A 6,656-nucleotide genomic window follows, 5' to 3' on the forward strand; every position below is an offset into this window, starting at 1 on the left:
GTCGGGAGGAGCGCCCTGTGATCCCTGGAGGCAGTCATGAGCGAACAGGCACCCCCGCCGCTGACGCCGGTGGACGAGGACTGGCAGACCGCGCTCGCGGTCGTGGCGCACCCCGACGACATGGAGTACGGCGCCGCCGCGGCCGTGGCGCGCTGGACGGGCCAGGGCAAGCGCGTCGTCTACGCGATGATCACCAGCGGCGAGGCCGGCATCGACGGGCTCGACCCCCAGCGGTGCGGGCCGTTGCGGGAGGCGGAGCAGATCGCGTCGGCGGCCGTGGTCGGCGTGGACACCGTCGAGTTCCTGCACCACAAGGACGGCGTGCTGGAGTACGGCCTGCCGCTGCGGCGCGACATCGCCCGGCTGGTGCGCCGCCACCGGCCGGACGTCGTCGTCACCACCAACTACCGCGACACCTACGGCGGTGTCTTCCCCAACCAGGCCGACCACATCGCGGCCGGGCGCGCCACCCTCGACGCCGTCCGCGACGCCGGGAACCGCTGGGTCTTCAACGAGCTGCTCGGCGAGGGCCTGGAGCCGTGGAACGGCGTGCGGTTCCTGCTCGCCGGCGGTTCCCCCGAGGGCCGTCACGGCGTGGACGTCACCGAGACCTTCGCGCTCGGCGTCGCCTCGCTCGCCGAGCACAAGGCGTATCTGGCCGGGCTGGACGACGGCGCGATGTCCGACCCGGCGGAGTTCCTGGAGGGCTTCGGCCGCATGACCGGCTCCCGCCTCGGCGTCCGCTACGGCTCGGCGTTCGAGCTGATCTCCCTGCGCCCGCCGGAGTAGCCGACGGCCGCGCCTCTCAGGTTCAGGCGCCGGCGCGGCGGCCGGCGGGGCGTCAGCGCATACCGCCGGAAGCGAGGATGACATCCCCGGTGATCCAGCGCGCGTCGTCGGAAGCCAAGAAGGCCACCAGCGGGCCGTAGTCCTTCGGGGTGCCCGTTCGACCCAGCGGGGTGTCAGCGATCGCCTGTGCTTCCTGGGCCGAGCCGGGGAATCCCATGGCCCTGGTGCCCTCAGTGTCCGAGGGTCCGGGCATGATGGCGTTGACCCTTATGCCGCGTGGCCCCAGCTCCTTGGCCGCAACGATGGTGAACGCGTTGACAGCGCTCTTGGACGCGACGTAGAGCGAGGCGTAGAGCGGGTGGGTGAGCGTGCCGGCCGTCGAGACGTTGATGATCGACGCGGCACTGATGTCGTGCTGTGCGGCCAGTGCCTGCGTGGTGAGGATCGTGCCCAGGACGTTCGTGCTCATTTCACGCTGGAACTCCTCTTCGGTGATGCCCGACAGCGGCGCGAAGGCGGCGACGGCCGCGTTGTTCACCAGCACGTCGACCGGTCCGTACTCCTCGCGCGCCCGATCGAACAGACGGCGCACATCGTCGCCGCGGGCCACGTCGGCGCGGACCGCTATCGCTCGGCCGCCCTGGGCGGTGATGCCCGCGACGACCCGCTCCGCGCCCGCGGCGTCCTCCCGGTAGTTCACCACGACGGCTGCGCCGGTCGCGGCCAGCGCCTCGGCGATCCCCGCACCCGCACCGCTTCGCGCAGTTGCACCAACGGGTGGGCGGCATCAGTCAGAAGATGCTGTCGCAGAACCTCAAGGCACTTGCCCGAGCCGGTCTCGTCGACCGCAGCGTCGCGCCCACCAACCCGCCCCAGGTCACCTACAGCCTGACGGAGCTCGGCGTCAGCCTGGCCGAGCCGCTGACCGAACTCATCCAGTGGTTCGGCCGCCACGGAGACGAACTCCTCGCCGCCCAGGAGCACTACGACAGCCGGCAGGCGTCACCGCGCACGTAACGGGCGTCCTGTGGGTGGTCCGCGCGCCCTGGCTCAGGCATCGGTCGCACCCTGAACTACGGCCGTCCGCTGGCGTGGGTGTTCACCTTCGGCGCACCGGCCGCGATCGCCCGCGCTCACCTGTCTGGGCAGGCACTGAGGCGCCCAGGTCCGGGGAAGGACCTGAGCGCCTCGGCTCGTTCACCGGCGGGGGTTCCGGCTCACGGGATCACGGGATGCTCCACTGCTGGTTCGCGTTGCCGGAGCAGTCCCAGATCTGGGCCTGGGTGCCGGGCGTGGTGGACCAGTTGGTGTCGTCCAGGCACTTGCCCGACTGCGGGTTGTACAGGGTGCCGTTGGACTGAGGTATCCAGACCTGGGCGCCGGTGTTGTTGCAGTCGTACAGGTCGACCGTCGTCCCGTCCGCAGTGCCGCCGCCGTTGATGTCGAGGCACTTGCCGAGAACGTGCAGGGTGGTGCCCGCCTGGACGAAGGTCCACTGCTGGGCCGGGGTGCCGTTGCAGGTGTAGACCTGGATCGGGTTGAAGTTGGCGGTGCTGGCGGAGCGGTCGTCGAGGCAGAGGCCGCCGTAGCCGGTGACCTGGCCGGTGCTGCCGCCGCCCCCGCCACCGCCGCCGCCGCTTCCGGTCGTGGTGTACGCGGCGACGTAGCCCACGCTCATCGTCGCGCCGGAGGTGGTGGCGGAGGTCGGCGTGGTGCAGTTGCAGACGCCGTTGGGGAAGCCCCCGCCCATGGCGAGGTCGAAGATGATCGACAGGTTGTGGTCGAAGGCCGCCTGCCAGGTGCTGGTGCCGACCTGGGCCTCGGTCACCTGGAAGTACTGGTTGCCGTCGAGGTAGAAGGTGATGTTCTCGGCCGCGGTGTTGGTGCGGTCGAGGATCATCGAGTAGGTGTGGTAGCCGGTCTGGCAGCCGTTGCAGGCGGTCAGGCCGCTGCCGATGCCGTTGCCCTCGTTGCACGGGCCGCCGGGGTAGGTCCCGCAGTGGATCGTCCCGGCCACCTGGGAGCGGGCGTTGACGTCCTCCATGATGTCGATCTCGCCGTTCTCGGGCCACTGACCGGGGCCGAGCATCCAGAAGGCGGGCCAGTAGCCGAGCCCGGAGGCGGGGTTGGGCTGCTGGATCTCGGCCGTGACCTCCAGCTTGCCGCCGGCGGGCGCGCCGACGTTGGCGCTGGTGGTCTGGATCCGGCCGGAGGTCCAGTTGCCGCTGCCGTCGCGCAGGGCGGTGATGTCGAGGTGGCCGTTGCCGTCGAGGTGGACGTTGGCGGCCGAGTTGGTCATCGTCTCGATCTCGCCGGTGCCGAAGTTGGAGCCCGGGCCGGTGTCGTACATCCAGTTGCCCGAGGGGGCGGCCCCCGAGGCGCCGGCGAAGTTGTCGCTGAAGACGGTCTGCCATCCGGCGGGCGGTCCGGGCACGGTGTCGGCGTGGGCGGCGCCGAACGGGGCGGTGATCATCACGGCCACCACGGTGGCGATCGTCGCGAGCGTCGCGAGGACGCGTCTGATCAGGCTGGGGCGGCGTGAACGGGCTGGGTCGGGCTGCATGCGGCTCCTCCGGGTGGGGGGCGGGCGGAGCGGCCGGAGAGCGTTCTCCCGGCGGCCGTTGGCATGTTCCCGCCCCATCAGCCTCGGCGTCAAGTCTTGTGCCCCTAGCGCTTGCTGACGAGTTGTTGCCTTCACTTTCCGAAGACGGGCGCCAGGGGCGGCGCTCCGGAAGCCTTCGCCAGGGGCTTCCTCCCGTCGCGCTCTTGTTGTAATTTTTGTCAATAAGGGCAGCGGGGCCCGCGCCGAGCGTCACCCGGAGGCATCGATGGCACAGCTCACCACCGCAGCGCACATCCACGGCACAGCGCACACGTCCGCCGACGACGACGTCTCGAAGCGGCTGCTCGACTCCGCCGCGACCCTCTCCTTCGACCCGTCCGTCGAGATCGACTGGGACGCGCCGCTCCCTGAGGACGACTACGGGCTCAACCCGGAGTGGAGCACGCTCTACGGCACCCGTCTGTGGGACGAGATGACCGAGCAGCAGCGCGTGACGCTCACCCGCCACGAGGTCGGCTCGATCATGATGACCGGCATCTGGTTCGAGATGATCCTGCAGCAGATGGTGCTGCGCGATCAGTACCTGAAGGACCCGGCGAACGCCGAGTTCCGTTTCGCGCTCACCGAGATCGCCGACGAGTGCCGGCACTCCATCATGTTCGCGCGCGCCTGCGAGAAGATGGGCGTGCCGCAGTACAAGCCGCTCCGGGGCTGGGCCGAGGCAGGACGCGCGTTCAAGGCGCTCGCCCGCGCCGAGCTCGCCTACGGCGGCATCCTCGTCGCCGAGGAGGTGCTGGACGTGATGCAGCGCGACTGGATGCGCGGCGAGAACGTGCTGGAGATCGTGCGCGGCACCTCGCGGATCCACGTCGTCGAGGAGTCCCGGCACATGAAGTTCGCCCGCCAGGAGATCCGCGAGCGCCTGCGCGGGGCCGGGACGGCGCGTCGCCGCGTCAACGGCTTCGGCGTCGCCGCCGCCGCGTTCGTCATCGTCAGCAGCATGGTCAACAAGGGCGTCTACGCCGCGGCGGGCCTCGACACCGAGCGCGCGCTGGCGGAGGTGCGGGCCAACCAGCACCGCAAGTCCATGATGCGCACCAGCTCGCGCCACCTGATGGCGTTCCTCGCCGAGGCCGGCCTGCTGACCCGTCCCGCCGCCGGGATCTACCGGCAGCTGGACATGCTCTGACGCTCCGTCCACCGCCTCCCTGGGACGGTGGGATCGCCCCCGACCGCGCAGCGCCGCTCCCCCACTCCGCCGCTCCCCCACCCCGCCCGCCGCACCGCGAGGACCCCACGACCCGCCATGGCTTACGCGATCACCCGGACCTGCTGCAACGACGCCTCCTGCGTGTCGGTCTGCCCGGTCAACTGCATCCACCCGACCCCCGGCGAGCCGGGCTTCGGCGTCACCGACATGCTCTACATCGACCCGGCCGCCTGCATCGACTGCGGGGCCTGCGCGGACGCCTGCCCGGTCGACGCGATCTTCCCGGTCGACCGGCTGGCCGGGCCCGACGTGCCGTACGCGGAGCTCAACCGCCGCTGGTACGAGGAGAACCCGACCGACCACGCCTGGGGCGAGCCGGAATTCCCGCGCAGCCTGCCGGACGGCTTCGGCGAGCTCAGCGTCGCGGTCGTCGGCACCGGCCCGTCCGCCGGGTACACCGCGCAGCTGCTGCTGCGCACCACCGGCGCACGCGTCACGATGATCGACCGCCTGCCCGTCGCGGGCGGCCTGCTGCGCCACGGCGTGGCGCCGGACCACCAGTCCACCAAGCGCATCGGCGAGTCCTTCGCCACGACCTTCCAGCACCCCGCGCTCCGCATGCACCTGGGCGTCACGGTCGGCGAGGACCTCACCCACGAGGACCTGACCGCCTATCACCACGCCGTCGTCTACGCCGTGGGCGCGGCGGGCGACCGCAGGCTCGGGCTGCCCGGCGAGGACCTGCCCGGCAGCCTGCCCGCGACGACGCTCGTCGGCTGGTACAACGCGCATCCGGCCGTCCCGGCCGACGCCGTCGACCTCTCCGCGGAGCGCGTCGTCGTGGTCGGCAACGGCAACGTCGCCGTCGACATCGCGCGGATCCTGCTCACCGACCCGGACGAGCTCGGCCGCACCGACATCGCCGACCACGCGCTGGCCGCGCTGCGCGACAGCCGGGTGCGCGAGGTCGTCCTGCTCGCCCGCCGCGGCCCCGAGCACGCCGCGTGGACGCGGCCCGAGTTCCTCGCGCTGACGCACCTGGCGGGCGTGGACCTCGTGGTCGCGGACGAGCCGGGCGTGCGCGAGGCGATCGCGGCGGCGACGGCCGCGACGGCTGCGACGGCCGCGACGGCCGCGACGGCAGGCTCGAAGGCGGGCTCGAAGGCGGCGCTGCTGGCCGGGCTGCCCGTGGAGCCGGTCGACTGGGCGGCCGCGCCTCCGGCCGGTCGGCGGCGGATCGTGCTGCGCTTCGGCGTCACACCCCTGGAGCTGCTCGGCGACGCGCGGATCGAGGGGCTGCGCGTCGCCGAGCCCGACGGCCGCGAGTCGACCGTCGCGGCGGGCCTGGTCGTGCGCTCGATCGGCTACCGGGGGGTGCCCGTCCAGGGCCTCCCGTTCGACGAGGCCGCCGGCGCGATCCCGCACGCGGCCGGTCGGGTCATCGACCCGGCGACGGGTCGCCCGCGGCCCGCGACCTACGTGGTGGGCTGGGCCAAGCGCGGCCCGTCCGGCGGCATCGGCGCGAACCGCGACTGCGCGCGGGAGACCGTCGACGCGCTGCTCGACGACGCGGCCGCCGGGCTGCTGCCCACACCCGCCCGCCGCATCCAGGACTTCGCCGGCCTGGTCCGCCGACGCCGGCCCGACTCCCTCGGCCTGCGCCAATGGCGCGCCGTGGACCGCGCGGAACGCGCCCGCGGCGCGTCCACGGGCCGCCCCCGCGTCAAACTGGCCACCGTCCCCGAGCTCCTCGCCTCCAGCCGCCGCCTCCGCCCGTAGCGCGAGCGCGAGCGCAAAAGCGCGCGCGAGCCGAGCACACCGGGCAGGACACGCCGCTTGGCCCGTCTCCCGCCCACCCACGGAGCGCGCGCCGCGCACCCCGAACAGCCCGAGTCGGCGACGCTCCTCAACCGTCCAGGCCACGCCCGCACGGCCCTGCGGGGCCGGGCCCGTCCGGGCGGGCTCACGGACGGCCCCGCCCAGGTCGAGCGGGTCACCCACCGGCGGGCGGCGCTGCGGCGGGGCCGGGCCCGTCCGGGCGGGCTCACAGACGGCCCCACCCAGGTCGAGCGGGTCACGCATCGGCGGGGGGGG

General features: G+C 72.8%; 7 protein-coding genes. 5 read left to right on the plus strand and 2 right to left on the minus strand.

Going from position 1 to position 6,656, the window contains the following annotated elements; translation table 11 throughout:
- Window positions 1-36: 36 nt before the first annotated feature.
- Window positions 37-789 (plus strand): PIG-L deacetylase family protein, encoded by a 753-nt coding sequence (locus TR48_RS36150; protein ID WP_042374829.1) that lies wholly within the window; start codon window positions 37-39, stop codon window positions 787-789.
- 52 nt (window positions 790-841) lie between these two features.
- Here the strand turns inward: TR48_RS36150 and TR48_RS36155 are convergent, their stop codons facing one another.
- Entirely contained in the window at window positions 842-1,528 is a 687-nt protein-coding gene (locus TR48_RS36155; RefSeq protein ID WP_042374830.1) for an SDR family oxidoreductase, read from the minus strand.
- 59 nt (window positions 1,529-1,587) lie between these two features.
- Here TR48_RS36155 and TR48_RS36160 point away from each other — a divergent pair, with 59 nt between their 5' ends.
- The gene (locus TR48_RS36160) at window positions 1,588-1,806 is read left to right on the plus strand and encodes a winged helix-turn-helix transcriptional regulator (RefSeq protein WP_236652486.1); all 219 of its coding nucleotides are present in this window, start codon (window positions 1,588-1,590) and stop codon (window positions 1,804-1,806) included.
- 208 nt (window positions 1,807-2,014) lie between these two features.
- Here TR48_RS36160 and TR48_RS36165 read toward each other — a convergent pair whose 3' ends face one another.
- On the minus strand, window positions 2,015-3,352 hold the full coding sequence (locus tag TR48_RS36165) for a ricin-type beta-trefoil lectin domain protein (RefSeq protein ID WP_042374832.1): 1,338 nt from the start codon (window positions 3,350-3,352) through the stop codon (window positions 2,015-2,017).
- 265 nt (window positions 3,353-3,617) lie between these two features.
- On the opposite strand from TR48_RS36165, the gene TR48_RS36170 reads away from it, so the two are divergent.
- From TR48_RS36170 to TR48_RS46070, 3 genes are all read left to right on the plus strand, one after another.
- Window positions 3,618-4,541, plus strand: a complete 924-nt coding sequence (locus TR48_RS36170; RefSeq protein ID WP_042374833.1) for an AurF N-oxygenase family protein — start codon at window positions 3,618-3,620, stop codon at window positions 4,539-4,541.
- A 117-nt stretch (window positions 4,542-4,658) separates the two neighbouring features.
- Window positions 4,659-6,341, plus strand: coding sequence for an FAD-dependent oxidoreductase (locus tag TR48_RS36175; RefSeq protein WP_042374834.1), 1,683 nt, complete (start codon window positions 4,659-4,661; stop codon window positions 6,339-6,341).
- A gap of 57 nt (window positions 6,342-6,398) precedes the next feature.
- On the plus strand, window positions 6,399-6,656 hold a 258-nt coding region (locus TR48_RS46070; RefSeq protein WP_236652487.1), incomplete at its 3' end, for a hypothetical protein.

Source organism: Streptacidiphilus neutrinimicus, assembly GCF_000787815.1.
In the GTDB taxonomy this organism is placed as follows: domain Bacteria; phylum Actinomycetota; class Actinomycetes; order Streptomycetales; family Streptomycetaceae; genus Streptacidiphilus; species Streptacidiphilus neutrinimicus.